The organism is Flavobacterium shii, from assembly GCF_025847235.1.
Classification (GTDB): Bacteria; Bacteroidota; Bacteroidia; order Flavobacteriales; family Flavobacteriaceae; genus Flavobacterium; species Flavobacterium shii.
Window position 1 is genome coordinate 1 of sequence record NZ_JAOZEW010000053.1, and the last position, 1,271, is coordinate 1,271.

Here is a 1,271-nt window from a genome sequence, read left to right on the forward strand (position 1 = left end):
TTCTTCGACTCCGCCTTTACTTTGGATTAGATAAAAAACTTTAATTTTATTCAAAGGAAAGCAGAGGTGAACTTAAGACTCCGCTAGTTAAGAACTATTCTGAGCATTAGTCCTCTGCCTTCTCCTTGAATCCCGTTGAATTGCTTCAAATAGAATGATAGACATGACGGTCTAATAAAGGCTCTAAAGAAGTTCAACATTTTTATTCATCTTAAATTCAAAGTTATGAAAAAGTATTTATTTTATGTTGGCATTGATGTATCAAAAGCTAAATTAGATATTAACATTCTTGATGTTTTAACTCTTAAATCAGAGCATTTTATCATAGAGAATGATATTAAAAGTATTTTTATTTTTATCAAGAATATGAGTAAAAAAATCAACAAAGAATATACTCTTTTTTGTTGTGAAAACACAGGAGTTTATACCAATCATTTATCAAATGTTTTAGTTAAGCTTAATCTAGATTTATGGATTGTTCCCGCTATTGAAATAAAAAAATCTAAAGGTATTTCAAGAGGGAAAAATGATAAAACTGATGCTAAAGATATTTCTTACTATAGTTATAGAAACATAGATAAATTAAAACTATTCACTCTTACAAGCATAGATATTCAAAAATTAAAAATTCTTTATACTGAAAGAGAGAAAATGCTAAAAGCGTTATTACTCATACAAACTACCAAGGAAAATAAAGCTTTTACAGATAAAATAATCTTTAAAGAAGTATCTCAAATTAATCTAGCTCTAGTAAAATCGATTAAAAACTCTATCCATAAAATTGAATCAAAAATTAAAAAAATCATTAAAGTAAGTAATCAATTAACTAAACAAGTCCAACTTATTAGATCAATTCCTGGACTAGGCGAGCAAACTAGCGTGTATTTGATTATTGCTACAAAAGGATTTACAGCTTTTAAAAGCTGGAGACAATTCGCCTGTTATTCAGGTGTTGCTCCTTTTGAACATAGTTCAGGTTCGAGTGTAAAAGGAAGGACAAGAGTAAATCATATGGCAGATAAAAAAATGAAGTCATTATTACAAATGTGTGCTATGACAACAATAAAATATGATCCCCAATTAAAAGAATACTACAATAAGAAGAAACTTGAAGGTAAAAATTCAATGTTGGTTTTAAATAATATTAGATGTAAACTTATAAGCAGAGTTTTTGCAGTTATAGCTAGAGAAACTCCTTATATAAATACTTATAAATTTGCATCTTGAATTTTAACCTTTTTTACTTGTTTTTTATCATAGAATGCTCAGAA

1 protein-coding gene is annotated in these 1,271 nt (G+C 27.5%); it reads left to right on the forward strand.

What is annotated here, in order from left to right; translation table 11 throughout:
- Positions 1-225 precede the first annotated feature (225 nt).
- Positions 226-1,227, forward strand: a complete 1,002-nt coding sequence (locus tag OIU83_RS23515) for a transposase (protein WP_264208706.1) — start codon at positions 226-228, stop codon at positions 1,225-1,227.
- Positions 1,228-1,271: the final 44 nt, after the last annotated feature.